The organism is Paenibacillus lacisediminis (genome assembly GCF_046567315.2).
Genome location: NZ_JBKIAX020000016.1, coordinates 115,559 through 141,731, shown reverse-complemented (window position 1 = coordinate 141,731; position 26,173 = coordinate 115,559). Strand labels below are relative to the sequence as shown.

30 protein-coding genes and 3 pseudogenes are annotated in these 26,173 nt (G+C 45.4%); 10 read left to right on the top strand and 23 right to left on the bottom strand.

Annotation, left to right across the window (positions count from 1 at the left end; translation table 11 throughout):
- Positions 1-60: 60 nt before the first annotated feature.
- The 3 genes from ACLD72_RS25095 to ACLD72_RS25085 form a co-directional block, all read right to left on the bottom strand.
- Positions 61-1,062, bottom strand: a complete 1,002-nt coding sequence (locus tag ACLD72_RS25095; RefSeq protein WP_411000689.1) for a sensor histidine kinase — start codon at positions 1,060-1,062, stop codon at positions 61-63.
- On the bottom strand, positions 1,063-1,746 hold the full coding sequence (locus ACLD72_RS25090; RefSeq protein WP_411000691.1) for a response regulator transcription factor: 684 nt from the start codon (positions 1,744-1,746) through the stop codon (positions 1,063-1,065).
- 61 nt (positions 1,747-1,807) lie between these two features.
- Positions 1,808-2,356, bottom strand: coding sequence for a TetR family transcriptional regulator (locus tag ACLD72_RS25085; RefSeq protein WP_458476204.1), 549 nt, complete (start codon positions 2,354-2,356; stop codon positions 1,808-1,810).
- Positions 2,357-3,065: 709 nt separating this feature from the next.
- On the opposite strand from ACLD72_RS25085, the gene ACLD72_RS25080 reads away from it, so the two are divergent.
- Positions 3,066-4,559 carry a peptide MFS transporter gene (locus ACLD72_RS25080; RefSeq protein ID WP_411000695.1) on the top strand — a complete coding sequence of 498 codons (1,494 nt, stop codon included), beginning with the start codon at positions 3,066-3,068 and terminating at the stop codon, positions 4,557-4,559.
- A 130-nt stretch (positions 4,560-4,689) separates the two neighbouring features.
- Here ACLD72_RS25080 and ACLD72_RS25075 read toward each other — a convergent pair whose 3' ends face one another.
- The 4 genes and pseudogenes from ACLD72_RS25075 to ACLD72_RS25060 all read right to left on the bottom strand — a co-directional run bounded on the left by ACLD72_RS25075 (position 4,690) and on the right by ACLD72_RS25060 (position 6,742).
- The gene (locus ACLD72_RS25075) at positions 4,690-5,082 is read right to left on the bottom strand and encodes a DUF4261 domain-containing protein (protein WP_458476203.1); all 393 of its coding nucleotides are present in this window, start codon (positions 5,080-5,082) and stop codon (positions 4,690-4,692) included.
- Between the two features lie 205 nt (positions 5,083-5,287).
- A complete protein-coding gene (locus ACLD72_RS25070; protein ID WP_411000697.1) occupies positions 5,288-6,022 on the bottom strand; it encodes a DUF4241 domain-containing protein in 735 nt (244 codons plus the stop codon).
- 28 nt (positions 6,023-6,050) lie between these two features.
- A pseudogene (locus ACLD72_RS25065) lies at positions 6,051-6,296 on the bottom strand (tRNA-binding protein); the annotation flags it as partial.
- On the bottom strand, positions 6,290-6,742 hold the full coding sequence (locus ACLD72_RS25060) for a MerR family transcriptional regulator (RefSeq protein ID WP_411000699.1): 453 nt from the start codon (positions 6,740-6,742) through the stop codon (positions 6,290-6,292). The pseudogene ACLD72_RS25065 and the gene ACLD72_RS25060, both read right to left, overlap by 7 nt.
- A 176-nt stretch (positions 6,743-6,918) precedes the next feature.
- Here ACLD72_RS25060 and ACLD72_RS25055 point away from each other — a divergent pair, with 176 nt between their 5' ends.
- On the top strand, positions 6,919-7,770 hold the full coding sequence (locus ACLD72_RS25055) for an aldo/keto reductase (RefSeq protein WP_411000701.1): 852 nt from the start codon (positions 6,919-6,921) through the stop codon (positions 7,768-7,770).
- A 628-nt stretch (positions 7,771-8,398) separates the two neighbouring features.
- Here ACLD72_RS25055 and ACLD72_RS25050 read toward each other — a convergent pair.
- The 4 genes from ACLD72_RS25050 to ACLD72_RS25035 are packed head-to-tail and all read right to left on the bottom strand — an operon-like array spanning position 8,399 to position 11,018.
- The gene (locus ACLD72_RS25050) at positions 8,399-8,938 is read right to left on the bottom strand and encodes a hypothetical protein (RefSeq protein WP_458476202.1); all 540 of its coding nucleotides are present in this window, start codon (positions 8,936-8,938) and stop codon (positions 8,399-8,401) included.
- A 48-nt stretch (positions 8,939-8,986) separates the two neighbouring features.
- Positions 8,987-9,265 (bottom strand): hypothetical protein, encoded by a 279-nt coding sequence (locus ACLD72_RS25045; protein ID WP_411000705.1) that lies wholly within the window; start codon positions 9,263-9,265, stop codon positions 8,987-8,989.
- A 1-nt stretch (position 9,266) separates the two neighbouring features.
- On the bottom strand, positions 9,267-10,346 hold the full coding sequence (locus ACLD72_RS25040; protein ID WP_411000707.1) for an ankyrin repeat domain-containing protein: 1,080 nt from the start codon (positions 10,344-10,346) through the stop codon (positions 9,267-9,269).
- Between the two features lie 48 nt (positions 10,347-10,394).
- Positions 10,395-11,018 carry a hypothetical protein gene (locus ACLD72_RS25035; protein WP_411000709.1) on the bottom strand — a complete coding sequence of 208 codons (624 nt, stop codon included), beginning with the start codon at positions 11,016-11,018 and terminating at the stop codon, positions 10,395-10,397.
- 503 nt (positions 11,019-11,521) lie between these two features.
- Here ACLD72_RS25035 and ACLD72_RS25030 point away from each other — a divergent pair.
- Positions 11,522-12,469: a helix-turn-helix domain-containing protein gene (locus ACLD72_RS25030; RefSeq protein ID WP_411000711.1), complete on the top strand. Its 948-nt coding sequence runs from the start codon at positions 11,522-11,524 to the stop codon at positions 12,467-12,469.
- Between the two features lie 128 nt (positions 12,470-12,597).
- Positions 12,598-13,548, top strand: a complete 951-nt coding sequence (locus ACLD72_RS25025; RefSeq protein WP_411000713.1) for an aldo/keto reductase — start codon at positions 12,598-12,600, stop codon at positions 13,546-13,548.
- Positions 13,549-13,673: 125 nt separating this feature from the next.
- On the opposite strand, the gene ACLD72_RS25020 is transcribed toward ACLD72_RS25025, so the two are convergent.
- The 3 genes from ACLD72_RS25020 to ACLD72_RS25010 form a co-directional block, all read right to left on the bottom strand.
- Entirely contained in the window at positions 13,674-14,042 is a 369-nt protein-coding gene (locus ACLD72_RS25020) for a hypothetical protein (protein WP_411000715.1), read from the bottom strand.
- Between the two features lie 70 nt (positions 14,043-14,112).
- Positions 14,113-14,739 (bottom strand): hypothetical protein, encoded by a 627-nt coding sequence (locus ACLD72_RS25015; protein ID WP_411000717.1) that lies wholly within the window; start codon positions 14,737-14,739, stop codon positions 14,113-14,115.
- A gap of 90 nt (positions 14,740-14,829) precedes the next feature.
- Entirely contained in the window at positions 14,830-15,375 is a 546-nt protein-coding gene (locus ACLD72_RS25010) for a helix-turn-helix domain-containing protein (RefSeq protein WP_411000719.1), read from the bottom strand.
- Between the two features lie 323 nt (positions 15,376-15,698).
- Between ACLD72_RS25010 and ACLD72_RS25005 the strand changes: the two genes are divergently transcribed.
- The 3 genes and pseudogenes from ACLD72_RS25005 to ACLD72_RS24995 all read left to right on the top strand — a co-directional run.
- A complete protein-coding gene (locus ACLD72_RS25005) occupies positions 15,699-16,595 on the top strand; it encodes an MBL fold metallo-hydrolase (protein WP_458476201.1) in 897 nt (298 codons plus the stop codon).
- 42 nt (positions 16,596-16,637) lie between these two features.
- Positions 16,638-17,636 carry an alpha/beta hydrolase gene (locus tag ACLD72_RS25000; protein WP_411000723.1) on the top strand — a complete coding sequence of 333 codons (999 nt, stop codon included), beginning with the start codon at positions 16,638-16,640 and terminating at the stop codon, positions 17,634-17,636.
- 89 nt (positions 17,637-17,725) lie between these two features.
- Positions 17,726-17,857 (top strand): annotated as a pseudogene (locus ACLD72_RS24995) (Rid family hydrolase); the annotation flags it as partial.
- Between the two features lie 151 nt (positions 17,858-18,008).
- On the opposite strand, the gene ACLD72_RS24990 reads toward ACLD72_RS24995, so the two are convergent.
- Both ACLD72_RS24990 and ACLD72_RS24985 read right to left on the bottom strand, forming a co-directional pair.
- Positions 18,009-18,575 carry a hypothetical protein gene (locus tag ACLD72_RS24990; RefSeq protein ID WP_411000725.1) on the bottom strand — a complete coding sequence of 189 codons (567 nt, stop codon included), beginning with the start codon at positions 18,573-18,575 and terminating at the stop codon, positions 18,009-18,011.
- Between the two features lie 127 nt (positions 18,576-18,702).
- Positions 18,703-19,305 carry a TetR/AcrR family transcriptional regulator gene (locus tag ACLD72_RS24985; RefSeq protein ID WP_411000727.1) on the bottom strand — a complete coding sequence of 201 codons (603 nt, stop codon included), beginning with the start codon at positions 19,303-19,305 and terminating at the stop codon, positions 18,703-18,705.
- 99 nt (positions 19,306-19,404) lie between these two features.
- Between ACLD72_RS24985 and ACLD72_RS24980 the strand changes: the two genes are divergently transcribed.
- Entirely contained in the window at positions 19,405-20,124 is a 720-nt protein-coding gene (locus tag ACLD72_RS24980) for an SDR family NAD(P)-dependent oxidoreductase (protein ID WP_411000729.1), read from the top strand.
- A 239-nt stretch (positions 20,125-20,363) separates the two neighbouring features.
- On the opposite strand, the gene ACLD72_RS24975 is transcribed toward ACLD72_RS24980, so the two are convergent.
- From ACLD72_RS24975 to ACLD72_RS24965, 3 genes and pseudogenes are all read right to left on the bottom strand, one after another.
- Entirely contained in the window at positions 20,364-21,272 is a 909-nt protein-coding gene (locus ACLD72_RS24975; RefSeq protein ID WP_411000731.1) for an oxidoreductase, read from the bottom strand.
- Positions 21,273-21,449: 177 nt separating this feature from the next.
- On the bottom strand, positions 21,450-21,845 hold the full coding sequence (locus tag ACLD72_RS24970; RefSeq protein WP_458476210.1) for a hypothetical protein: 396 nt from the start codon (positions 21,843-21,845) through the stop codon (positions 21,450-21,452).
- A gap of 72 nt (positions 21,846-21,917) precedes the next feature.
- A pseudogene (locus ACLD72_RS24965) lies at positions 21,918-22,022 on the bottom strand (TetR/AcrR family transcriptional regulator); the annotation flags it as partial.
- A 415-nt stretch (positions 22,023-22,437) separates the two neighbouring features.
- Here ACLD72_RS24965 and ACLD72_RS24960 point away from each other — a divergent pair.
- Positions 22,438-22,707, top strand: a complete 270-nt coding sequence (locus ACLD72_RS24960; RefSeq protein ID WP_411000733.1) for a hypothetical protein — start codon at positions 22,438-22,440, stop codon at positions 22,705-22,707.
- A gap of 332 nt (positions 22,708-23,039) precedes the next feature.
- On the opposite strand, the gene ACLD72_RS24955 is transcribed toward ACLD72_RS24960, so the two are convergent.
- From ACLD72_RS24955 to ACLD72_RS24945, 3 genes are all read right to left on the bottom strand, one after another.
- Complete coding sequence (locus ACLD72_RS24955; protein WP_411000735.1) at positions 23,040-23,663, bottom strand: DUF1796 family putative cysteine peptidase; 624 nt, start codon at positions 23,661-23,663, stop codon at positions 23,040-23,042.
- A gap of 257 nt (positions 23,664-23,920) precedes the next feature.
- A complete protein-coding gene (locus ACLD72_RS24950; protein ID WP_023986986.1) occupies positions 23,921-24,400 on the bottom strand; it encodes a YbaK/EbsC family protein in 480 nt (159 codons plus the stop codon).
- Between the two features lie 30 nt (positions 24,401-24,430).
- The gene (locus ACLD72_RS24945) at positions 24,431-24,988 is read right to left on the bottom strand and encodes a helix-turn-helix domain-containing protein (protein WP_251594910.1); all 558 of its coding nucleotides are present in this window, start codon (positions 24,986-24,988) and stop codon (positions 24,431-24,433) included.
- 172 nt (positions 24,989-25,160) lie between these two features.
- Between ACLD72_RS24945 and ACLD72_RS24940 the strand changes: the two genes are divergently transcribed.
- The gene (locus ACLD72_RS24940; protein ID WP_458476200.1) at positions 25,161-25,514 is read left to right on the top strand and encodes a hypothetical protein; all 354 of its coding nucleotides are present in this window, start codon (positions 25,161-25,163) and stop codon (positions 25,512-25,514) included.
- Here ACLD72_RS24940 and rlmH read toward each other — a convergent pair.
- A complete protein-coding gene (gene rlmH, locus ACLD72_RS24935) occupies positions 25,505-25,984 on the bottom strand; it encodes a 23S rRNA (pseudouridine(1915)-N(3))-methyltransferase RlmH (protein WP_128630740.1) in 480 nt (159 codons plus the stop codon). The two genes, ACLD72_RS24940 and rlmH, sit on opposite strands and share 10 nt — an antisense overlap.
- Positions 25,985-26,173: the final 189 nt, after the last annotated feature.

Below are 26,173 nucleotides of genomic sequence, written 5' to 3'. Positions count from 1 at the left end.
TGTCCAAAATGACTTTCCAGTGACGATGGAGGTGACAATTCAGTCACTTACGGAGTGCCGTTAAATCACATGCTTATAAAATTTAATCCGAAACTGCGTACCCTTCTCGCTGTCGCTCGTCACATCGATCACGCCGTTCTGGTTGGCAATGATGCTGTGAGCCATCGCAAGCCCTATACCGATGCTCCCTTCACTGGCATTCTTTCCTTTGTAAAAACGTTTGAAAATATAAGGCAAATCCTCTTTCGGGATGCCTTTTCCGTTGTCAGCAATGACGATTTCCGTGAATAGCGCGTTTTCGGAAAATGTGATGGTGATCGCTCCGCCTTCAGGTGTATGCTCCACACCGTTTTTCAAAATATTGATGACCGCTTCAGCAGTCCAATTGAAATCGCCGACAAAAGAGACCTCGTCATCGCCCTCGATGGAAACCGTCTGTCCCTTAATATCCATCGGAATCATAACCGGCTCTAGCGCCTTTTGGATCAGGTTTTTCATGAGTATTCGATCTTTTTTGAATGGGATGGTCTTCGCATCCATTTTCGATAGCTTTAACAGGGAAGAAACAAGCCAATCGATACGTTCAAGCTGGACGCGAATATGATGGGTGAACTCCGTTCTTTTGGCCGGAGGCAGGTTAGGGGCGCTTAACAAATCAGCCATCACCGTCATGGAGGTGAGCGGCGTTTTGAGCTGATGTGAAATATCGGATATGGCATCCGTCAGTTGAATTTTGTCCCGCTGCAATAGCGACCGGTGTTCCGATAGCATGAGCGTCACTTTGTAAATATCATTTTTTAAAATACTTAGCTCGCCTTCTTGGTTATCACGAACGTCAAGGGAATCATTGCCGTTGCTTATTTCCCGCAAATAAACGGAGAGCTTCGCTAATTCGCGGTATCTCCAGCTCGTGAATAACAAACTCGTGCCCATGAGCAGCATGGATACAATAAAAACGAATATCGCCGCGACGGACGAAAAGAAAGCAGCAACCACGGTTGCCATTATGCCGATCGAGCTCATTACGAGTAATAACATTTGAATTTCCCGATTGCGCAGCATCTAATCACCGACCTTATAGCCTAAACCGCGTACCGTTTTGATCAAAGTCGGATGCCCTGGATCATCCTCCAACTTTTCCCTCAGCCTTTTGATATACACCGTTAACGTATTGTCGTTCACGAAGTCGCCAGCCACGTCCCAGATTTGCTCTAAGAGCTGACTCCTTGTGAGAACCTGTCCAACGTGGTTGGCGAAGATCAGCAATAAGCGATATTCCAAGGCAGTTAGCGGAATTTCGGCACCGTTTTTATGCACTTTGCCTTCCAGCGTATGGATTCGAACATGGCCGATGTCGATGATCGCTCCGGCGTGGGACAGCTTCTGGTATCTCCGCAAGACGGACTTGATCCGGGAGAGCAGCTCACGAACTCGAAAAGGTTTGGTAATGTAATCATCGGCGCCCATGTCGAGCCCCATCACGACATTGACCTCTTCGTCGATCACCGTTAAGAAGATGACCGGAATGTCCCGCCGCTCCTTCACCATTTTGCACAGTTCATAGCCGTTTCCATCCGGAAGCTGTAAATCGAACAAGCATAAAGCGAATTGATCGATATCTTCGGCGAGCACCTTTTTGGCTGAAGCGGCATCATGGCAGAGAACGGTTTGATATCCATCTTGCTGCAGCGAATATTCCAGACCCGACGCGATCGTCTTATCATCTTCGACTAATAAAATTTTCAATTCGGATCATCCTTACGTTAGAGTAAATTCACTGCTTATGGTAGCGTTCAGCTTAACGGGGCTACCCCACAATCCCCGCTTCGATCAGCTTCCAAACCGCTTCGAACTCTGCTTTGAAATCAACCCGCAGCCAATTGTCTGCATAAGCCGGCGCGGAAAAATAAGAAAAAGCCAGCAAAATGGCATGCAGACGCTTTATGTCCTCAATGCCGCTCGCTGCCTTCAAGCTACCTACCAAATCGCCGATGTGCCGAGCGAGTGCCGCCGGATTCCTATCGATATAGGCCGTATACAGCTTAAACATTTCCGGCTCACGCACATAAGCTTCATATTTCGATTGACTTAATATCCATAACCAGTCGTGCACGATGTCCTTCGTAGACGAGTACTTGTCCGTGTCAAATGGAAAAATCCCCGCCAGTTCATGGTCCAGCCACGACAACGCAAGCTCGGTCCACAACTCTTCTTTGCCCGAAAAATACTTGTAGATCGCCGCGTGAGTTGTCCCCAGCTCAGAGCCGACTTTGGACAGATTAACTTTCTCCATCCCGTGTTCGACGACCATTCGATGTGCGGTTTCCAAAATGAGTTCTCTGCTTAAAGTTTTCATGGTCTTATTATACAGATTGGCGAGGCCGGTTACAACTATTGACTTTTGTAACTCGGCATTCTATGCTTAGCTCACTAGCAAGTTACAAATAATAAAATGTGTAACCCGAAAAGGAGAGCCATTTTTATGAAGCTTTCAAATCAAGGAATGGAGCATAACAAAAAGAGGATTGCCGTTATTTGTCTGAATCCAAGCAAAAATTACCGGTTTTCAGCGAAATAAGCTCCATGGCAACCGTTACAATTTGAAATCAACGTTTTTGGAACAAATAGCGCTTGTGGCAACCGTTAGAGCATTGGTGTGCTCAGAAAACGTACTACCGGAATCCCGCAAATTTACCATTTTATCGGGGGCGGTATACATCACTGAATACCCAAAGAAATAGTTGTACACTTAACTTTGACATACAAGTAAAAGAAAAAAGCCTAATGGCCCTCTTAGCCAGATAAATATCAGAACCACCTTATTTTGCGGAAGCTTGCGTATGCAGATTAAATCCCTTCACCATGAGCCAAACCGGTAAGGCAATTTCGAATATCGCTCCAGGGATGTCAGCCGGAACAAAAATTAACTGCCAGCTCGGTCCTTCAAACGTAAGGAAATACCCATCTTCTGACAATGGAGGGTAATCAAGGGATAATGTGGTATTATTACTAAGTGGTGATGCTTTTGAAAAAATTTCTATTACACCAAGGGAGGAAGTATCAGCATGGCTGATTTAAACAAACAAAGAATTGTTGAGAGTGTTCCGCAACGGGGATTTTTTGGACATCCCAAAGGGTTATTTACTCTGTTCTTTACAGAGTTTTGGGAGCGCTTTTCCTACTATGGAATGAAAGCTATCCTTGTTTATTACATGTATTACGAACTGAGTCAAGGCGGACTCGGCATGGATGAGAGCACAGCTCTTGCCATTATGTCTATCTATGGTTCACTTGTCTATATGTCTGGGATTATTGGTGGCTGGTTAGCCGATCGAATATTCGGTGCGTCAAAAGCTGTATTCTATGGCGGCATATTAATCATGCTGGGGCATATCGCCTTGGCCATCCCGGGAAGTATTTCACTATTTTTTGTTTCCATGGTTCTGATCGTGCTGGGTACAGGCTTGCTGAAGCCTAATGTATCCAGTGTTGTGGGGGAAATTTACAGTGAAAGTGACCAACGCCGGGATGCAGGATTCAGTATATTCTATATGGGCATCAACCTGGGGGGATTCATTGCTCCGCTTATTGTAGGAACCGTCGGCATGAATTACAACTTCCACCTGGGCTTCAGCATTGCAGCCGTCGGTATGTTTCTGGGATTAATCATCTTTGTCTTTACCAAGAAGAAAAACCTCGGCCTTGCAGGCACTTTAGTGGCAAGCCCGTTATCACAGGCGGAACGGAAAAAAGTGTTCCCTATAGTCGTTCTCGGCTCAGTGCTTCTCGCTGGTATCGTCGCTATTACGATTCCGTTAGGTCTGTTAACGTTTAAATCCTTTATCGCGATCGTAGGTATTCTGGGGATTTTGATTCCAACCCTATATTTTATTGTCATGTTCCGTAGTCCACGAACGACAAGCGTTGAACGCTCAAGACTCATTGCTTATATTCCGATGTTTATTGCAGCGATTATGTTCTGGGCTATTCAAGAACAAGGGTCAACCATCCTTGCCAATTATGCAGATAAACGTACGCAATTGGATTTTGCCGGACTTCATATATCGCCAGCCTGGTTTCAGTCTTTAAATCCTTTATTTATTATTGCTTTAGCTCCACTGTTTGCCTGGTTATGGATAAAGCTTGGAAAACGGCAGCCCACGATACCGAAGAAATTCGCCTTAGGCTTATTGTTTGCCGGATTATCCTTTCTTGTGATCCTCTTGCCGACTTACTTTGGCGGTGAGCATTCCTTGGTTAATCCTTTATGGCTCGTTCTCAGCTATTTCATCGTTGTGCTGGGGGAATTATGCCTGTCTCCTGTAGGACTATCGGCAACGACAAAATTAGCGCCCTCGGCCTTCTCGGCCCAGACCATGAGCTTATGGTTCTTATCCAATGCGGCTGCCCAAGCGATTAATGCGCAGATTGTTAGATTTTATTCGCCTGCCAACGAGATGGTATACTTTGGAGTCATTGGAGGAGCGGCAATCCTCCTCAGTATTCTGCTCTTTTCGTTCTCCTCGAAAATTCAGGGTTATATGAAAGGGATACAGTAAAAGGGTCATGGGCTTTAACTACCGATGTGTACACGGGCAGCGCCTGAACGGTCCTCTTAGGCTAGCCAATGAAAAGATACGGCCTTTTCGGCCGGGAGCGGGGACGTTTATGCCGGGGCGGCGGCCAGATTTAATCTCGTTCTCCTGCCGCAAATTTGCCCGGACTGACGTCCATTACTTCTCTGGAAGGCTGGATCAGCGCCATTTCGAACCTGCAAGGCCAATGCACGTCCGGTACCATCTCCCCGTTCAGCAAGCCGGCGATCGTATCGCCGTCGCTCACCGGCACATCCGCTTCAAACAAGTAGGCTGCGACATTGAATGCATGCCGTGACACGTCGTTCGGATCCAATGTATGAAAGTGGTACTGGACATCCGGGAGGCCAAGCGCAAAGAGGCCAAGCGAATCGATCAAGCTGTCTTCGGTCCCATGAATGGTAAAATAGCGGATATTCATGCCGAATTGCAAGAACCTCGCCGCTCCTTCGTACGGATTATCCGCAATTTCGGCCGGATGCAGCATTTTCCCGCTGGATGGAATCCAGATCGCTTTGCAGGTCGGGAACAGGCTTACGGCAGCTTCCAGCCAATCCGCTTCTCCCCTACCACTCCTTTCGTATGTCGTTCCCCTCTACTTATCGTATACATTTGCATGTGATGAACGTTCTCCTTTGTATTGGCATGGTGGAACGTGTAAGGCTGTGATGGAGCGCATGGGTAAGTTGAACTTACGTGTATGCCAATTGAATGTCAATAAACTGAACGACGATTTGGCAAATTTCACCCGCTTGGTCGTAGCCCCAATAAACTGGATAAGCGCCATCACCAAAACCGGACTGAAACATGGGTACATGGTACTCGGTATCAGGAATCCGCCAGTTCACCCAATCGCCTCCATCGCGCTGATACTGCGGATTTTCACGAAAACTCTTGGCAAACAGGGCGGCAAAATAGTCATCGTAAAGATTGCCATCAGGATGTTCTTTATGCCAACGACTAGCAAAGTCGCAAAAAGCTTGATGCGCCTGCTTATCGCAAATACATGCCAGACCGGCATCTACATTAAAGCCAAAAAACTCTCCGTCCCCCATCCCCGAAATATCTTCATGTCCAATCAGAGCTTCCTCGAACCGGACGGCAGGAACATCGGAAAAACGCAGACGAACGGCGGCATAGCGAGCACAGTCACCATCCTCGTCCGGCTTCACCACACAGACTTCGGCTGAGTAGGTTCCAACGGGCGCCGTTTGAAAATAAGGCTGCTCCTCAATATGCCCCAAATAACATAGCGGATCGCGGACAAGAATTTGGCCGGTAGGAATAGAGGTGGGACCGATATCTATAATTTCCAGCTGCTTGCCTGCAATTTCAGGCAAAGTAAAATAGTCATTTAAATCTACAGGGCATTTCAATTTGTCACGCTGCTGCTCCCACTGGGACAGCCATTCACTTGTTGGTACCATAGGCATTCATCTCCTGAAAATAGACTTGTACAAGTAATACCCCCGATTTGAACCCCGCAATGCGCCGAGGAGGAAAATTAACGATTCCTATACCTTGCCTCCCTACAATTTCCTCAGCCTTATACCGCTTAGTTATTTGTGCACTTGAGGATTTCATTCCAATCTCCGGTCCAAAATCAATCTTAAGCTTTATCGCAGGGATATTTGCCTCTCCAAAAAACTCCGCTTCCTTAATCGTTCCGACACGAATAACCGCCCACGAAATATCTAAAATGGTTTACGAACAGAAGGCGAGTAAAATACGTCACCATGCATATGCTGAATTTTGTCCCAGTTGCCGGGATTGGTCGTGTCTGGAGAGCGATGCTCCAGAATGGCCTGATATAGGGCGGTTTTCTCTTCCAAATGGGCAACATGCCGCTTGGCTTCCTCGAGCTTAGCTAGCGCCGCTTCTTTATGCTCCATGATGAGTTTGTAGCGTTGCGGAATGGTCGTATCCCCTTCGAAACATAAATCGACGTACATTTTAATGACTTCAATCGGCATCCCGGATTGCTTGAGGCATTTGACGCCATGCAGCCAGTTGATCGATTCTTCGTCGAACATCCGGATATTATTCTCATTGCGCTGTACGCTTGGCACCAGGCCTTTATCCGTGTAAAAGCGCACGGCGTGCTCGGTGAGTCCCGTGATCTGGGCGGCTTCTTTGACCGTATGCATGTGAAACCCTCCTTGGGAAATAAATTTTTGAATACGTCTTGACTTCGTGTAACACGAAGGCTCTAAGCTTATTGTAATGCAAACCGGCTATAAGCGGAACTACCGCTCCGCAGCGCCAATCCCCCGGGATTCGCGGCCGTTTGCCGTTATACATTTGGACAATGGGAGGAATCACTATGCAAACCGTAACCTTGAACAACGGCGTAAAAATGCCGATCATCGGGTTCGGCGTCTACCAAGTTCCCGATGCTGAAGAATGCGAGAACGCCGTATATGAAGCGCTGATGACCGGTTACCGCCTGATCGACACCGCCGCCGGTTATCTGAACGAGGAAGCGGTCGGGCGCGCGATCAAGCGCAGCGGCGTACCGCGTGAGGAACTGTTCATCACGACCAAGCTCTGGGTTCAAGACGCAGGCTACGAGAGCGCCAAGCTGGCATTTGCCAAATCGCTAAATAAGCTGCAGCTCGACTATCTCGATCTGTACCTTATTCACCAGCCGTTCGGCGATTACTACGGCGCTTGGCGTGCGATGGAAGAGCTGTACCGCGAAGGCAAAATCAAGGCAATCGGGGTTAGCAACTTCCTGCCCGACCGTCTGATGGACCTCATCGTGCATAACGAAATCGTGCCCGCCGTCAACCAGATCGAAACGCACCCGTTCTACCAGCAGACGGAGACCAACGTTTTTTTGAAAGACCAAGGAGTTCAACACCAGTCATGGGCGCCGTTCGCTGAAGGACGGGGCAACCTGTTCGGCAACGAAGTGCTGACCTCGATCGCTGAAAAACATAACAAGTCCGTCGCCCAGATCGTGTTGCGCTGGCTTGTTCAGCGTGAAGTCGTTGTCATTCCAAAATCGGTGCGCAAAGAGCGGATCGTCGAAAACTTCGACATATACGATTTTGAGTTAAGTGCGGACGATATGGAACAAGTTTCCACACTCGATACACGGGAAAGTCTTTTCTTATCGTACCACGATCCGGAAGTCGCCAAGATGATGGGCAACTGGAAAGTCGATCTGTAAACCTTCGTCGAAAGACAAGCTCATAACGTGTTGATCCTCATCTATTAAGAAAGGACAGGCGAGCGTGAACTGACCCCTGTCCTTTCTTTACTTTAATTGCAAATTCTAAGAACTCTTAGGCTTAACCTAATAATCAGCGCTTGACAGGGAAGGCCGGTGGTTGGTCGGCAGATCAATATCCGCTGTCTGGACGCTTTGCACGATTATCCCGTTTGATCCGGAAACAGAGAGAAAGATAAATTTAGGAGAAGAAAATAGGTTTGGGAGAAGCAGACATGTTCGAGATCGTTAGACAGGTTTGGGAGAAGGAGGTTTAGGAGAAGTGAAGCAGGCCTGACGGGAGGAATGGGGCAAAGCACCGGGAAAAATGAAAGGACCGTGATTAGCCCCCACCCTTTCCCATCTGAACTAAAGGGATAATCGTGCAAGGCAGCATGCAGGGATACCAAGACACGAACGCTATAGACAGCCGCCTCAGAGCCAAAGTCATAATTTATTTTGTCAAGCACCGATCTCGGTTTTGAGCTACTTCGTTATTATAAAAGAGGTCTTGCCAATGAGACGAGCTGATTAAACCTGGTTTCAGGCGGACATATTCAGTGTATCTCAAGGTTATCACTCATCTCTTTCATTGATTTCCACAAACTTCAGCTTCTTCATACGGACTTCCCATAACTTCGGCACGGGTAAGAAGTACCCACTGATTATCTTCATCATATCCAGATACTTCGGCGATCACTCGATAGCGTGGGTACATCCATTCAGCAGGGGTTTCGGATTTCAAAGCGGATGTGTCCGCTATCCCTACGGCCTGAGGTACTAGTAAGTTAATCAAGGTACCTTGTGGAAAAAAAGCTTCTATATACCCTTCCACTCGAGCCCCGACAGGAAACAGACTTTGGGTTCGATGCCAGTCTTCTATGCCGAGTTGAAGCTGCTCGTGCCAAAGTTCCTCGAATTCCGCCTGACTAATTTCTTTGTAATAGGGTTCCTGCGCATCCAGTGGATGTTCTGCCAGCATGAAATGATAGAAATCATGCTTCCGGTTTGATGTGATACAAGAGCCGTCATCCTGATAAACCATCTGTCTATATGCCACACCGTCATTGTCAATTTCAAAATACCAGATCCCCATCCCCGGCTCCTGTATGTCCTTTACATACTTCAAAACAGTCACTCCAGTCAAATGAGATGTACTCGAGGCCTCCAATCGCGCTCAAGAGAATTGCCAAAAGCCTGCTACCGGATGCCCGACCTCCGTCGTCCCCATTTTGGCGTAAACATAGAGTGAACCAAAACCAAAAGGATAATTGCAATCCTCTTGAAGCAACGTGTCGGAGGAACCCTCTTCATCGTGATCGTCAAAAAATTCGGGTGCATTCCCGCCGATCCAGCCTGACCGATGTAGATGTTCGTTCGATAAGGCCGGTTCCGCATAATAAAGAATACAATCTACTCTCTGGTCTAAAAAATTCGTTTGGTTCTCCTTAGTCACTTTACAACTCCCCCTCAAGAAACTTCATGAGGTGCAATTCAGGCTGCGCGAGGAACTCTGTAAAGCTGCATAAATCCGCATACGCCTGATGCTCCACGTCATAACAGCCTATCCGGCCTTTATTCTTGGGGTTCCAAACCAACTGCAGGTCGGAGTAATTGTCGATATCGGCGGAAAGACGCAGCAGCTTTTGCCTGCCGACTTTCATCTCAATCGTATCGGTCAATGTAAAAAAATCGATATACTCGATTTCATATTCATTTTGTGCCAGCTCAAGGCGCAGCTTATCTCCTGTAAGAAAGCTGACCAGCTCGTCGGGTAATTTATATTTTTTAAGCTCATGTTTCTTGTTCTCCACATGATGAAATTCAGCCGGTTCCAGTGACTTCAAATAATCAGCCATGACCGTATCCTTATTGCTGACCGCAATCGTATACGGCCGCTCGCCGTCTTTTTCCGCTAGAGTAACGTCTGCACCGTGTTCAATCAAAAATTTGACCATGGCCATATTACCCATACGAGCAGCCACCGTTAACGGAGTCGCCCCATAAGGATAGACCATATCCGGCCTATTATAATTGATGTCCACCCCCTGATCGAGCAAATACTTGAGTGTCTTCAGGTCGTGGTCCGATACGGCTTGACGCATTACCTCACCGCCATGCAGCTTGATGTCTAATCCCAGCTCATGAATAAGCGGAATATTTTTTTTGTTGCCATAGTAGGCCTGTGAATAGGCGCCTGACCCCGTTTGATTGAGTTTGTCCATCTCGGCTCCTTGCGCTGCAATGTAACGGACGATGTCCTCCCTGCAATAGCGAACAGCTCTCAAAAAAGCTGGATTATGATGGACATTCAGGTTGACACCGTGCTCTACCAGCAGCTTTACAACCTCCATTTGCTGCGATACGAGCGCCAGATCTAACGGACTAAGTGCAATATGCTTACTAAGTTCGATGCCCTCCTCAATATCCCAGCCTGCTGCGATTGCAGCATCTAAAGCCGAAATATTTCCTTTGTAAATATGCATCGCGATTTCCGGCAGCTCCTGGAACCTGCCGATATCTTTCAGGACGATCAATCATACCACTCCTTATTCAAAATCCTAAGACCCGCCTTGTCCGGCTGATTAGTGATCGTACTGTGAGGCAAAAAAGCGTTCAATCATTTGTTTCGTTTCCCTTGGACTTCTCAACTGAACTGCCTTTCCATCTTCATCAAAGGTAAAATGCCCTTGAAATGCTTCTGGCATATCATGATACTGTTTCTCGACTTGTTGCAGTGCTTGTTCAAAACAGGGATAACCGTATTTTTTAATGAGGCGAGGCAGCCCGAAGGCAGATCTTAAGAACTCATATTCTTGGTAGTTATAGGGGGTAGTCTCCGGCCTTTTGATCAAAATCTTCAGGAAATGATCCATGACCTTGTCGATCTCTTCTTCTGAGGCATAATAGGCCAATCCATGGATCGCGAGCAGTTTCATGTCCAAGTACCGTTCTTTCTTATAGGCTTGCTGAAAAAAATCCTTCAATTCCAATTCCTTGCACCGGATTAGACCGTACAGAATTTGGTTTCGTAGTGCGATATTTTTCAATTTAAAATACAACTGCTCTATCAAAACGGCTTCGTCTGTTGTTAAAAACTCATAGGCTATATCACTTATTGCGCTGATAAACTTAGCGTTATTTTCACGAAGGGGGGCAGTCGTTAGATACTTCATTGATTCCTTGTGAAGCTGTTGATTTAAAGACATTACCGCCACTCCTTTGATAAACTTTGCAATTCCTTGCGCGCTGTATCGGACCAGTGTTAAGCTGTCTCCTCCGTTAGTTGATATTAGCCCCGGATAATATAGATCTTATTTCCATTATAAAGATCGTTTGTCCCTAATCTACCTACTTTTTACCTGATTTCTGGAACTTCGTTATCCCAGTACCTACATTTCACTCGAGAACTTAACAGGCACGATTCAGTTTTTCGCAGTAAACCCCGGTCATCTTCATAGTCGAAAACAGTATCCAGGAAAACTTGCTCGTTTGGAGCTAAATGAACAAGTCATTTGAGCTTTTCAGCAGAGTATTCTCGCCGGGTTCCAGTTATACTAATAGTATAAGTGTTGAAACGTTTGTCAAGAAACATAGGGGATGGTTCCTTTGAACATCGGGCAAAGCACATAGTTATCAGGTACCGTCAAAACGGCTTCTAATTATTCTACAGGTAAGCGCAGACTGGTATAACCGAAAGGATGATTATGAAATGGAAACTATGGCAATCGCAGGAACAAGTAAGGCGGGGACGTCCATGACTATGAGATCAAGCAAAATGGTCAAGGTGCCTCATGAATTGGAAAAGTCTCCGGACAAAAAAGGGAGCTTGAAGCTGGATGGGATGTCCGTTATCGAATTCTGTTTTTACACGCAAGGCAGAAAAGGAACCTTTTTTTTGCAGGATCATCTTCTGCTAATCGTCAAGTCGGGTGTCTATACAATTCGCTTCGGTGATCGAGAATACACGATGCGGAGCAATGAAATGATGTTTATTCATAAATCAGCTGGAGTCGAGTACGAGAAAACGGGTGAACCCGATTCCGATTATATCCTCGACTATATGATGTTTTTCCTGAATGAGAAGATAGTAGATGAATTCCTCAAATTCGCCGGTTTAAATCCAATTTATCTCGTGAATGATGTTGTTCCGATAACAGTCTTTCCGATCAATGACCGCATTGGAAGCTATATCGAGTCGTTAAAACCCTATTTCGAGAACCCTGACGAAGTCAAAGAAGGACTGGTTCGTGTGAAGCTGATGGAATTGCTGTTTCACATAGCAGATTCGAATGATCGTTTGTTGCATCAAATGATGCAACCCATAAGTAAGGAAAGAGGCAGCATCGCAAAGATCATGGAGGAGAACTTCATGAATCCCGTTTCCCTTAACGACCTGGCCTATTTGTCCGGCAGAAGCCTGGCGACGTTCAAAAGGGATTTTCAAGCAATATACAACACCTCCCCGCTCAAATGGGTTCGCAATCGAAGGCTGGATAAAGCCAAGGAACTGTTAGCGGAAACAGCGTTATCTGTTACGGATGTCTGTTTTTCGACCGGATTCGAAAATATCGCTCACTTTTCCAAAGTATTCAAGGAAAGATTCGGACTCCCGCCGTCAGAGTTTAGACGGCAGCTCAGGTTGAAGGAGGATGCCTAACAAAATGAGCTAAATAAACAAATAAAATGAGCTTGTAGGCAAAGAAATTCATTCGTCTCCTTGATATTCTTATCTCATGCGGTAAACACAGCAGTATTAAAATAAGAATGAAGGAGAGAATGAAACTAATGAAAAAGGTAAAATTGCAAAATGAAATGATTCCTTCGATCGCTCTTGGTACCTGGTCATGGGGGACCGGTCAAGGCGGCGGGGATGCTATTTTCGGGAATAATCTTACCGCGGAAGACTTAAAACCGGTTTTTGATGCGGCGATGAAAGCCGGACTCCATTTATGGGACACTGCGACTGTGTACGGAATGGGAGCCTCCGAAAGCATTCTGGGCGAGTTTACAAAAGGCCGCGACGATGTGCTGCTCTCAACGAAATTCACTCCGCAACTTGGCGGGCCTGTTGAAGACCGCTTGAACAGTAGCCTGAACCGGCTCGGCGCAGACCGGACGGATATATATTGGATCCATAACCCTCTTGATGTAAAAAGATGGACTCCAGAGCTGATTCCGCCCATGAAAAGCGGAAAAGTAAAATATGCAGGCGTCTCCAACCACAATCTGGAGGAAATCAAACTAGCGCAAAGTATTCTGGCTGAAGAAGGGCTGAAAATCTCTGCTGTACAAAATCATTACAGCTTACTGTACCGTTCGTCCGAAGAAGCCGGAATTATTGACTACTGCAACGAAAACAACATTGTGTTTTTCTCCTATATGGTGTTGGAACAAGGCGCATTAACCGACAAATACAATGCGAAAAATCCTCTCCCAAGCGGCACCAGAAGAGGAGAGGCGTTTGATGAAGACGTGCTTGCGAAACTGGAAGGCTTAATCCATGTTATGAAGGAAATCGGCAATAAGCACAATGCGACTTCTGCACAAGTTGCAATCGCTTGGGCCATTGCGAAAGGAACCGTTCCGATCATCGGCGTTACGAGAACTTCCCAAATTGCTGATGCTGTAAGAGCCGCTGAAATCACGCTGACAGCACAGGAAATCCATGATCTTGAAGCAGCGGCGAAAGAGACAGGAATCGTAATCAAAGGTGAATGGGAAAAGCCGATGCATTAAGCACTATAATCCGCCTTTTCGGGCTACGGAACCGTTCGCGGAAATTACCGCGAAACGGTTTTTTAGTATCCGAAGAAAAACAGATGAACCAAATAAACAAATTACTTCCGGTCTGGAACGAACTTCTACAACCCTTCTTCCTGTGAGGCGGCTGTCCCGCCTATGAAACAGGGGAGTTCAATATCATCAATGTCTATCATCTTACCTTTCTCCGCATCATAGTACTCCCCAAATAAAAATAAAGACTCCTTTTTCCTACTCAACAAATAAGGAATAATTTTTTCGCAAAATTCTGCAACGCTTTTAAACATACTCTCCGGTGCAATCCCTGATTCATCGATAACCATCAATTCTTTGTGTTCAGTAAGAGCAGGGTTGCGATTTAAATGGTACAGTTGAAAAGAGGTGCCTTTGCCATACAATTCATAAATTGGAACTTCTACGTTTTCAATGAAATCTCCATCCGTATAATTCAAGGTAAACTTTACGGTCATCTCTATTCTCCTTTCAACAAACCTCATCATTGTTATAGTCGTCGCTGCTTTTCAACTTCTTGGACTCAGCTTATCGAAGATTTCGTGATTCATAAAAACGATCTACCATTTGCTTTATTTTCATCGGAGTTCTCAACGAAACTTGCTTCCCATCTTCATCAAAGGTCAAATGCCCCTTAAATGCTTCCGGCATATCCTGATATTGTTTCTCGACTTGTTGATATACCTTTTCAAAACAGGAATACCCGTATTTTTTAATTAGAAGAGGAAACCCGAAAGCAGACCTTAGAAACTCATATTCATAGTAGTTATAAGGAGTTGTCTCTGCTCTTTTTATTAAGAGCTTTAAGAAATGATTGATGATCTTGTCGATCTCTTGTTCGGTAGCATATTGGGCCAGTCCATGGATCCTGAGTAGTCTCATATCTAGATATCGTTCTTTTTTATAAGCTTTCTGAAAAAAATCTTTCAACTCTAATTCTTTGCATTGGATGAGACCTCTCAGAATTTTATTTCGCCATGCGGCATTCTTAGATTTAAAATACAAGATTTCTATTAAGTCTGCCTCATCTTTTGTTAAAAACTCATAGACTACATCATCTAATGCGCTCATAAACCTAGGATCATTTTCGCGAATTGGCGCAGTTGTGAGGTACTTAATCGATTCCTTGTGAAGCTCTTGATTATTTAAAGACATAGCGCATGCCCCTTTATAAACTTATTCAACATTTTGCTGAGTGTATTCTTAGGCTGTTATGCTGCCGGGTATGGATGTACCTCCGTGCCGTCAAAAAGTAGGCGGAGAAGCAACTGCTATTAGCAGCGTTTCGCCTTCCCAAATATTCTTATAACTATGGGGGATTCTGGCATCATAATAGATGCTGTCCCCTTCTTCGAGTGTGTAACGTTCATTGCCTAGCATAAACTCCAAACGTCCGGAATGGACAAATAGAAATTCCTCGCCTTCGCTATGCCCGACACCGATGTTGCCGTAAGCTGCTCCTTCTTCCAACACTCCCCATATCGGCCCCATTCGGTTACTGCTTCCTTGACTGAGCGCGTACCAGGTAATACGGGAACCTTCGGAATGCACCAAAGGTTTGCGTTCGTTTTTTCTAACGACAATGCTTCGTTTCTCCTCGCCGAACAAATCGGTAAAATTCACGTTTAGTGCATTCGCTATGCGCTTCAGAACACTGATGGACGGATTCGCCTTATCGCGTTCAATTTCACTAAGAAAAGATAAGGATACAGAGGCTGCTTGAGCTACCTTCTTGAGCGTTAATTTCTGTTTTTTTCGCGTGCTTCGAATGGCTTCGCCGATCGAATTCATATGCAAGCCCCCTAAATTTTCGATCAAGTTTCGCTGTTGGCGAAATTTATAGTTTTATATTAGGCGTAAACATGAGCAATATCAAGCCCTTTCACTAGAGCGGAATTACGGTGTAAAAACGTTGATTTAGCGCCATTATTGGACTACGATTTAATCAAGGTTGGCGAACGAATCTTACCCGGGTATCTGAGCATCGCTCATTTCAATAGAATCATTTTCATTTACAGCGAAATTCTCATGAATAATAAGGAACGAGTCACATTGATGCACCTTTGTTATTCGGCTCAAAGAGATATGCCAGCAGGACGAAAGGAGTTAAAAGAATGACCGCTAAAATTCCCAAAGTCTATCGAGTCGGGGATGTTACCGTGACGCGTGTCACGGAGATGATGCTTGAGGGTATTCCGCCAGAAGTATATTTTCCGGGATCGTGGAACCCTCTTTTCCTGGAGGAGAATCGGAACTCTCTTCCGGCTGGCCTGATCGATAGCCATTCTCAGCTTATCGTCAGCATTGGAACGTGGGTAGTGAAAACCCCGAAGCATACGATCCTTATCGATACGGCTACAGGAAACGATAAAAACCTGCCTTTAAATCCCGATCTCGCCAATCTCCAGCTCCCCTATCTTGAGCGGCTGAAGGAGGCAGGGGTTTCGCCGGAGGAAGTGGACTACGTGCTGCTGACGCATCTGCATGTGGACCATGTCGGCTGGAATACAAAGCTTGTGGATGGAAAATGGGTACCGACCTTCCCCAATGCCAAATACGTATTTCCCCTCGCAGAACAGCAATATTACTCCAGCGAAGCCAGTCACAACAAAGCAAACGAAGTAAACTTTAACGTTTACGAAGAAAGTGTATTGCCTGTTGTTGAAGCTGGCTTAACGCAAACCATTGCCCCTGAGGGCGGTGAATTCCTTGATCTATTCACATTCATTCCGACACCCGGCCACAGCATCGGCCAAATGTCCATCCGTCTCAAATCTGGCGGAGAAGAAGCTTTATTCGGCGCCGATGTGATGCATCATCCGTTTCAGGTCTATAATCCGGAATGGAATTCCATGTACTGCGAATTTTCCGATCAAGCGCGTATTTCTCGGCTCCGGGTGCTGGAGCTCATAGCGGATCGCCCGGTCATTTATTTCAGTACGCATTTCCCCGGAAGCGCGGCGGGGTACGTGACTCGCAGCGGGGGCAAGTATAAGTGGAACTTTACTTAATACCATCTGACAACAAAATCCAATACGAAAGGCGCTGAGCTTATGACAACCCATGATTTTCTTGAAGATAACCCTATCGTGACCGAAGACCTGCGTATCCCGAGCGATACGCCCGGAATCGAGCTTTATGTGCGAAATAAACGTCCCGCTTCCATGACTACCTTTTCTAACGAAAAAACAATCGTGATGGTTCATGGCGCTACCTATTCAATTGGCAGTCTGTATGACGTGGAACTGGACGGCTTCACTTTTCTGGACTACCTTGCCAGCCATGGCTATGACGTGTACGCCGTGGATGTTCGCGGCTACGGCGGCTCGACAAGACCACCTGAAATGGAGCAGCCTGCCGACCTTAATCCGCCGCTTGTCCGCACGGAGACAGGGGTCCGAGATTTGGGTACAGCTGTGGACTACGTTCTGAAACGCCGGAATTTAACGAAGGTCAACATACTGGGAATGTCTTGGGGGGGAACGGTTGCGGGAGCTTATACCAGCCAAAACAACGAGAAAGTGAACAAGCTTACGCTTGTCGCGCCGCAATGGCTGAGCTCCAAACCGGTTCCGATCGATACCGGAGGCCCGCTCGGTTCGTATCGCCTTGTTGCTGCCGGCAGCACGAAGGAACGCTGGCTCAGCGCGGCGCCAGAGCATAAACGCGATGATCTGATTCCGGACGGTTGGTTTGAACAATGGGTCAAAGCCACTCTTGCTTCGGACCCGGGGAGTTTAACCGATCATTCTGAGCATATCCGGGCGACCAACGGCCCTATCCTGGATATCCGCGAATACTGGACGGCTGGAAAAGCTTTCTATGATCCTAAGGATATCACGGTTCCCGTCCTTCTGATCCATGCCGAGTGGGATATCGATGTCCCTCTTGAATTGGCCCAGAACTTCTTCACTTCCCTGACAGGAGCCGCCTATCGCCGCTGGGTGGAAATCGGTGAAGGGACGCACATGGTATTGCTGGAGAAAAACAGACTTCAGGCTTTTCAAGCCATCCGCGGTTTCTTGGATGAATCGTACGCACCTGCGAAATAAAGACGCCGCTCAAGAGCGGATTTTAATGATATCGCTTGCCTAATTAGAGAGGCCCGCGGCATTGTCCCTCGGGCCTTTTTATAGAGCAATTTCAGCAGATGAACGAAGTGTACAGCCTATATTTCAGCGATCATTACCCTGCCAGAACAACCGTAGAAGTGTCTAGACTGCCAAGAGACGCCAAGATTGAAATAGAGCTTATTGCAATCAAACGCATTTAAACGTATGGATGCGTTTGTTGCAACGGTGAAGAAGACGAGGCATCCTCCCTATGTTAGGACAGCGACTTGAGCTAAATCAACTGCCCAATAATTGCCCTTGATGCAGGAATACGGTGCTATAGAAAGTGCAAGGGCTGCTCAAACCTCTATTTTAGTAGGTGGAGCTGTCAATCTTAAAATCTGAATTGATGTCAAATTCCGCTGGCCCCTTCTTTTCTGTCTTTCGCAAAACAAACTCAAATGTAGGTTCATAATATGAATCCTGCAACGTTTCCCCACCCAATACTTCTATGCTGTACCAGCCGTTTTCAATTTCAATCATCGGTTTTTGGGATTGCCGGTACTGATTAAGTAAAGCGCTGACTCTTTCATTAGTGAATTGTTCCAGTATTCGCCACGTAAACAACATCAGTATGTTGTTTTCAACTTTAAGCGAATAGCCACCACGTCTAAATTGTAAATGGCTATCTGATTTTAACAATTCCGGTGTATCGCCGGAAAGATTAAATATGATTGTATAGGGATAGTTTTCAATCCCTGCCATTGGAAGTACGATCCCATCAAGCACAACATGATCGCCGCTTTCGTTTGTTGTAAACTCCATTGCTAGGTTGTCTGAAAGATGATTGGACTGTTTCCAGCTCTCCAGCAGCAAAATATCCCCGAGAATGAAATAATCTATCAGATCATTCAGCACTTCTGTAAATTTGTAGATCATTTAAAACTCCTCTTTCTTCTTTTATCTCAAAGCTATACGCTAACCAACCACTCTCCCCCGCTTACCCAACAACACAAAAGCTAAGGAAAAGTTGGAACTACACCGAAAGCAAGAAGAATCTTCAGCTTTACCTCATTTCCCAACCCTTTATTAGATGTCGAGCAGCAACTGTCGCCCTCGTTGCAATTTCTTTATTTGTAAGTTTCATGTGGGAAAACATGCCTTGGTGATACATATCAGAAAAGCCCTGGCTAACAGCTAGATGCGCTTCTAATAACTCAACGATTTGGCTCCATGTCGCATGTGGTTCAATTTCTTGTACTAAGGAAAATAGAAAATCAATCATTTCACGTTTCCGTTCATGAAATTCTGTGAATTGAGCCCCTTGCAATGCAATAAATAATTCAACACCTACAAATTGATCAATTGTATAAAGAACATAGGCACCCGCTGTCGAAGCCAGACGGTCAACCGGATCATAACCAGCCTTATTCGCTGCTGTTCGCATGTTCAATGTAAGCCCGGTTAGGAACGCAATCCCTGTAGCGAGAAGAAGACTCTCCCGATCTGGAAAATGACGATAGGGAGCACCTGAGGACACACCTGCTCGTTTTGCTACCCTGGCAACAGAGAAATTGGTAAGTCCAGCTTCCGAGATCAATTCCAATGAAGTTCGAATTAGTGTTTCCCTGAGGTCGCCGTGATGGTAACTCCGTTCATTATTGGTCATGTTATCACTTCCTTTAATATGATTGTACACTATTACCACACTCAAATGTAATAGACGTCTTACATTTAATCTGTTACTATGTAAGAGTATTCTTACATTATGAAAAAAGCAAAGGAGATATTTAAAATGACCATTACATTAATAACCGGTGGTAATAAGGGACTTGGTTTTGAGACCGCACGACGCCTTATTGAACTGGGACAGACCGTATATATCGGCTCCCGGGATGCAGAGCGCGGAAAGAAAGCAGCCGAAGAACTTGGTGCTCGTTATGTTCTTCTCGATGTGACGGACACCAATTCTGTGAATGCAGCCGCAACCGAAATCATGCAAAAGGAGGGGCGCATTGACGTTCTTATCAATAATGCGGGAATCACCGGAGCATACAAAAAACCTGAAGATATCACCGTTGATGATATCCGCCAGACTTATGAGACCAACGTCTTTGGAATCGTCCGTGTTACCCATGCTTTTATTCCCTTGCTACGCCATTCGGAATCTCCCGTTATCGTCAATGTAAGTAGCGGTTTAGGATCCTTCGGTATGGTTACCAACCCAGACACATTGGAATCGAAAATTAACGCTCTTTCGTATACTTCATCCAAGTCAGCTGTAACGATGCTCACAGTGCAATATGCGAAAGGCTTGACTGATATGAAGGTCAATGCCGTAGACCCTGGTCCCACGAAAACAGACCTCTCTGGACAAGGACATCAGACTGTCCAGGAAGGAACAGATGCTATCGTTAGAATGGCTACCATTGGTAAAGACGGACCTACGGGAACCTTCACAGATCGCAAGGGAACAATTCCATGGTAATGCCTGGTTCCAGTAATGATATACATGCTTTAAATAACAATACTAACTTAATAAAGAGCCTAGGGGTCATGAAATCAATAAAAGCCTTCGCAATCGCGAGGGCTTAATACACAATGACGTTGATAATAGCTGTGATAATCGCTGCCGCTAGCGCCCGCAGCCCGTAAGCTTTCATAAGCAATCTGCGGGTGGAATAGACAAGCTTGCTGCTCATTTTGTAGCCACCTTTGGCAATTTATTTATAAATCGTAATGTACTCCAGTTAACTTTTCGGATAGTAGCCATAGCTTTTCCGCAAGCTGCGCGTCCAAGGCTTTTTTAGGGAAATTTACAAGCTTTGGTTTCTTAGCCTTTAGCGGATTCATTCCTAGCCCTACGTAATTATCTCCTGTGACTGTCGAATCCGTCGCCGCAATGAGTGATGGCCAAGCTGATTGATCAGGAGAAGTTCCGAATATTTTCATCAATAGCAGTCCGAATGCTTTGGTTCCCTTCGGTGCATGTCTTCCGATCCCCGTAGGACTTGTACCGGGATGTACTGCTATAGAAGTTATACCTTTCTTCATCGCACGCCGATTTAATTCTCGGGCAAACAGCAGGTTCGAAAGTTTCGAACGGTTGTATCCAGCCATTGGCCCGTATTTCTTGTCCATTTTCAAATCAGAAAAATCTATATCCCCCATTTGAGCTGACTGTGCGCTAACTGTAACAATACGACCGAGGTTCTTCTCAATTAAAGGCAATAACAGACCTGTCAACGCGAAGTGTCCAAGATGATTGGTTCCGAAGTGCATTTCAAAACCGTCTGCTGTTAGTTCGCGAGTAGGAACTGCCATGACCCCCGCATTGTTAATGAGAATGTCTATTCCTGTCACTTTTGCGAGGATCGTATCAGCAAAGCTTCGAACTGACTTCAGATTGGCCAAGTTTAATGGCTCCACTGATACTTGAATGTCCGGTACCGTTTGTTTCATCTTTATGATTGCTTCTTCCCCACGCCTAGAATCACGGCTTCCAATGATCACTTTGGCACCGTGCTTCGCCAGCTCTAATGCCGTGTAATAGCCTACTCCGCCATTACCTCCCGTTACTATAGCGGTTTTTCCTCCTAAGCTTGGAAGATCGTCAGGTTTCCAGTTTGGTCTCATGTGTTATTCCTCCGAAAGGTTATATTTTAAACGCTAGCTCCAAAGACGGTAAATTTCATAGTTATTTGCCTCTCTTTTTGTTTTCATCTCTTTTATTAATAAGTGAATAATCATTTACTTATGGTGAAAAGAATAGCGACACTACAGTATCGCTTGAAAAAGCTTTGTTACGCGGATTTATGCCTTAATAGCATCCCAGCTCATCTTGATGGCAGAATCTAATTGTTTACTATCCAGTATGGTCCCGTTCTTCAAATGTGATTTCAACAATTCGGCTATTGGCAAGATGGAGTAAACTACGAGCATGTTAATATCCTCCTTCTTCAACAGCCCCTGTCGAATGCCGTCATCAAACATCGCGAAGATCGGTTGAAACTGACCTACCGTATCCTCTAGGCACCATTTTTGGGGCAAAGGTGAATTCATTATTTGCTCCAGAAACAAAAAATATTCTTTGAAAGACTGGATAAAATCAACATAGTTGCGGATGATAGCCTCAAACCGTTCGTGAACTGTTTGGGTATGATCCACTCCCTGAAACATTCTCTCGCTCATCTTACCTTTAATCTTCAAGTAGGTCTTGTAAAGCAGATCCTCTTTGTTCTCATGGTAAATATAAATCGTCGCTGCCGATACACTCGCTCTTTTGGCAATTTTGGATATCGACGTTTCTGAGAAACCAATCTCGTTAATTAGCTGTATTGTCGCGTCGAATATGGCTTCGACTTTGTTATCATCTCTGTATCGCATGAAACAATAATAAATGTTCGTTTATTTATTGTCAACAATAAGGAATTGCTAAATTGGTTTGGGCTTTTCCATTGGCTGAGAGAACCTCTACACTTGTAAGATTCCATCTCTTCCTCTTGCAAAACCCACGCGCCGTAAGGACTCTCAGTTCCAAATTTCGCCCTACTTGTGATACGGTTCAGCCTAACGGATCTAACGGCGAAATTGCTAAAGGAGCTGCCGCCGACAGCTCCTTCGTTATATTGTAACGTTCCTTTTCGGATATGTTGCCAACGGGAAAGCTAAGGTTCTTCACTTTGTTATTCGGATATGTTTTCGCAGGGTTCGCCCCTATTAGGTAATCCCATTATACCTTTGCATCCAGGATCTTAAATTCTGATGGCAATCTGGTTACCGTAGCTGTAAAAACTACCAAGTGTATCATAAAATCAAACGCTTACATTTGATAGAAAAGTATGAGTATAGCTTCTGCCTGATCAATCAAATGGTTGTCGGCGACCCGGATAAAATGGCGCAGCAGATTATCCATCGTGTTGACCAGGGAGAGGGTCCGATACGTATGGCGTTGGGCAGTGACGCCTATGAGCAAATCCGGGCAGCCCTGCTGGACAGACTGGCCGCTCTGGAAGCACAGAAAGAGCTGGCTTACTCCACTGATTCAGATGATGTGGTGAAACCATTTTAAAGGATACGAAAGGACTTCGACATCCACGGTAACTGATATGCTCCTCTGCAAGTAGCCGGTTTATTTATTAATCCTGTCTACTTAAAGGGGAGCATATTTAAAACTTGCCCTTATTTATGATACGGTTCAGCTTAACGGTCATAACGGCGAAAAACACGCCGCGGCGCATAGTTGCCAATCTTTTACCCGATCCAAAACAATGACCAAACCTCCATAACATGCATGGAAGGCCGCAGAAGTAATCGGCAGCCTGATTGTCGGTGATTTAACTATCGTCTCCTCCGATAGTATAATGCACCAGGGACTATGTGTGAAAGTCACTGTTTCCCTTTTTAAGGTTTCAGCTTAAATCCTTTCATGATTTGGTCCCATGCCTGGTTAGATCCTCTCCAATCCATTCCTTTAGGTACCGATACGGAGCAAACACCATGCAATCCCCAATCCTCGTGCCCTAACTCGTGTAAATAATCCATGTTGTTCACAATTAAAAGACGAAATTTATTGGGCATGACCTTATGAAGTGATGCATAAAGCTTCTCCGCTTCCAGCTTTGACGTTTGGGTTCTAACCAAGCAGATTGGCTTGCTCTTTGCTGCTGTTAAAAATCTGTTTATACGCCGATCAATCTTACGTTTAAATGCAGGGTAAGCATCCGTCCATCGGTAAATCGACAAGCTTAACGGAAAATCGTGATAAGAAACGATGTCATACCTGTCATCTGTAACGACGTAACAATTCAAATCCATACCGGAAAGTCGGAGTTGGTCTAATTCCATAAATCCGTCAAAGCGATTTCGGAGCAAACGAGCCACCTCGTGAGCCCTAAACGAGATAAACCAATCTAACGGGCCTGAAAATTTCCGTAAACCCAGTCTTTTTAGCTGATAGGCGGTTTGACACGTTGAACCTAGGCTAATGTACGCCGTGTATTCCCCCCTACAATCATTCCACTTCAATTTGGCTCCCTCCTTGGTCTTTTTACGGAAATGGAGTCAACGTCTTACTCATCATCGTATGAAGAATGATTTTATGATGACCCGAAAAGATACAGAATGTGAAAAACCACCTTCGTTCATTATTCCGAAGGTGGTTTTATCCAATCCCTTTTCGCTGGAAGTGTGGATTGAAAAGCTACTGTGTCATTTCAGGAGCCTTCTACTAGCGTTGAAGTGATGTCCATATTTCTCTCTCGGTCTGGCCAGTTAACACAAATTTATTTTACACAGATTACTCGTCCTTTTGTCATTTGCACTAATTCTTCGGGTGTTAATTGAAACACTGCTCTTGGATGTCCGGCAGCAGCCCATATCTCTCTAAATTGTAACAAGTCTTCATCAATAAGAGTGATGATTGACTCTATATGTCCTAAAGGTGGTACGCCTCCAATAACAAATCCTGTGTGTTCACGTACAAAATCAGCGTCAGCTTTTCCTAAATTGTCATTCAGATGGGTGTTAATTTGTTTTTCATTAATTCGATTTACTCCACTGGCTATAACCAATAAGGGTTTATCGTTATTTTTGAGTCGAAAGATAATTGACTTAGCTATATGTGCAACCTCGCAACCTATCGTATCGGCAGCTTCCTGTGCAGTTCGTGTACTGTCAGGTAGTTCTATAACTTTATTTGCATATCCCAACTCTATTAGTTTGTTTTGAACCTGTTGTGCACTATCTTTAAGTTGACTTGTCAACGTGTATCCCTCCTTAATGATCACATGCAATTAAGATTCCCCATAATACATAACAACCTGTATCGTCACATCTTCGTCCGATTTATTTATATAACGGTGTTCAACATTGCCTGCAAATCTTATAGCCTGTCCTTCTTGTAAGGCGTATATTTCATCCTTAATCTGTAGATTAAACACTCCAGAGATAACGGTGATGTACTCTTGAACCCCATCATTGTGTGGGAGTGAAACATAGTTACAAGTAGGACTAAGAATAATCGTAAACGTTTCAATACGTGTTTGGGGGTCAAACGGAAACAGTAAGTATACTCTACAATTTCCATTGTCTTCTGTTAAATCTGGAATTTCTTTTCGAGTTGCAATGGATACTACTGCCTCATCCTCTTTAAGTAGAGATGAAAACGAAATATTGAGTCCCGTAGCAATTTTCCACACGGTTGTCACTGAGGGCTGCGTTTCTCCTCGCTCAATTTGATGAAGCATACCTTTACTAACCTTTGTTAAATCAGCAAGATTATCTAAGCTTAACTGCCTATGTTTTCTAATACGTTGCAGGTTGTTTCCTATCCTGATGTGTATAGCATTCAAGAAGTAACACCCCCTTTCGTTCATTATACTATACAAATATAGCATTATAAAGTACGTTTTACAAACGTTGTATTGGGCTAAACTGCCCGTTAGCTTAATAAAATGATCAAACGCTGTTTCACATAATAGCCGTCTTTTGGGCCTGAGTCTATTCTACGAAAAATCCGCCTAAGTGTGCCGCGAGGCGGCATTCCGGGCTTCAACTGCAGCTTACGTTCTTGCAGTCCTTCAGCCCTGCAAGTTGGAGCTTACCCACCAAATATTCTTTGAAATTATCGTTTGTATCTGCACCATGATTGAATCGTTGTTGAAAGCATTAGAGAAGATAAACAATATCTCGATTGATCGATACAGAGATCATAAAAGCTGGTTTTCCCAAGTAGAGCAATCACTTCAATTGTTTCTGCTTGCCTACGACAAGAACTTAGCCGAGCTGACCAGTTTCGGAGAAACAAAGTTAAATACCGCAGACGATGCCGGGAATGGATTTCCTGCCTTAAACCCAATTTTTCGCCGTCACTTATGATACGGTTCACCCCGATTAATCTTCACCGCGCGATAAATCTGCTCGGTGAGGACGAGGCGCATAAGCTGATGCGGCAGCGTCATGCGCCCGAACGACAGCCGCTGCTGCGCGCGGCTGAGCACGCCATCGGCGAGCCCGTGGCTGCCGCCGATGACAAAAGCGACATGGCTCGTCCCGTACGTGCCGAGCCGGTCGAGTTCGGCGGCCAGTTCCTCCGAGCTCCAGAGCTGGCCGCCGATGGCGAGCGCGATGACATGCGCGTCGCTCTTGATCTGCGCGAGGATCCGTTCGCCCTCGCGCTCCTTCACCTGAAGCACTTCCGCCTCGCTCATCGTCTCCGGCGCCTTCTCGTCGGGCACCTCGACGATCTGAAACTTCACATATGGCGTCAGCCGCTTCGTATATTCGGCGATCCCCTGCACCAGGTACTTTTCCTTCAACTTGCCGACGGCAATGATTTGTATGTACATGTTTAATCTCCTTAGCTTCGTAAATGTATCAGCGGATAAAAGCCGCCCCAACCCGGGAGCAGCAGCGCGGCAGCGTGCACTTCCGGTTCATTGACCTCACTCCTCCGGGAATCTTTTTACTTGTTAAATTGCTCCGGGGAATGCATATTTAGGCAGACGTATCCAAAGAAAAAGGCCGCTTTCCCCCAT